The 1409-nt window shown below is 42.4% G+C and carries 2 protein-coding genes; both read left to right on the top strand.

What is annotated here, in order from left to right; genetic code table 11:
* The coding region (locus OR1_RS20410) for an acyl carrier protein (RefSeq protein ID WP_041974988.1) at positions 1–240 on the top strand (240 nt) is incomplete at its 5' end.
* A partial coding sequence (locus OR1_RS20405; RefSeq protein ID WP_041974986.1) for an MBOAT family protein occupies positions 240–1409 on the top strand: 1170 nt, incomplete at its 3' end. The genes OR1_RS20410 and OR1_RS20405, both read left to right, overlap by 1 nt.

Raw genomic sequence — 1409 nt, 5'->3', positions numbered from 1 at the left:
ATGACAACAGTGGAAGCCTTGAATCAGATTTTTCAGATGGTATTCGATGACGAAACCATACAAGTAACCAGAGATATGACTGCCAATGATGTCGACGGATGGGACTCGCTTTCCCATGTAAACCTGATTACGACTATTGAAGCAAAATTTAACATCAGATTTTCCCAGAAGGAACTACTCAAACAACGCAATGTGGGCAATCTTATTGATGATATTGATCGGAAACTTACTGGCAACTAATGACGTTTACCTCCCTTAAATTTTACCTGTTCCTGCCAGTTGTCTATCTAATTTTCCATTTCATACCAGACCGCTGGCGCTGGCTGGTGCTGGTTACTGCCAGTTACGGTTTTTACGCGTCTTTCAATGCCCCGTATCTACTGGCAGTGTTGTTGGTGGTGACATGTATCAGTTATGTCTGCGGATTACGAATTGCCTCTCATAAGGATGAATCAAGTCGGAAGCACTGGCTCCAGGTAGGGGTTGTCGCTTGTGTTGTAATTCTGGCCCTTCTTAAATACCTTCCCTTTCTGGAAGCACAAGGTAACAGCATATTCGGGTTGAGTAGCACATTCTCAAAAACCATCATTAGTATCGGCGTTTCCTACTTCACCTTTCAGGCAATTTCATATCTTGCTGATATTTACCTTGAGATAGAAGAACCGGAACATCATTTTGGATATTTTGCTCTGTATCTGGCATTCTTTCCGAAACTGCTTCAAGGTCCAATAGAACGTGCTGGCGATTTACTCCCTCAACTGAAACAGACCTATCATTTCGATTATGATGCCATACGCTCTGGTATGCTCCTGTTTACATGGGGACTTTTTAAAAAGGTTGTCATTGCAGAAAGGTTTGCTCTCTATGCCGATCAGGTATACAGCAATGTTTACAACTACACCGGTCTGCCGTTAATCCTTGCCACCTACGCCTATGCCTTTCAGATATATTTCGACTTTTCTGCATATACAGATATGGCCAGAGGCGCTGCACAAATGTTCGGAATCAAATTAACAGAAAATTTCAACAGTCCCTATCTCGCAACATCTATTTCCGAATTCTGGAGAAGATGGCATATATCATTCTCTCGATGGATTCTGGACTATATCTTCAAACCATTACAGATGGGATGGCGTGGTTGGGGTCAATCTGGCACGGCAATGGCTTTACTGGTTACTTTCTTTATCTCTGGTGTCTGGCACGGGGCTACGTGGGGGTTTGTCATTTGGGGTGTACTACATGGTGTCTATTTGGCCTTATCTACATTTTACAAGCCGTACCAAAAGAGACTGCATAAGTGGTTAGGAATTGAAAAAAGTATCTGGCTAAAGTACTGGCAGATATTTGTAACGTTTAACTTAGTGAGTTTTGCGTGGATTTTCTTCAGAGCTAAAAACTTGAATGATGCC

This window comes from Geobacter sp. OR-1, assembly GCF_000813145.1.
Lineage (GTDB): Bacteria > Desulfobacterota > Desulfuromonadia > Geobacterales > DSM-12255 > Geoanaerobacter.
This window is presented reverse-complemented; position numbering and strand designations above follow the sequence as displayed.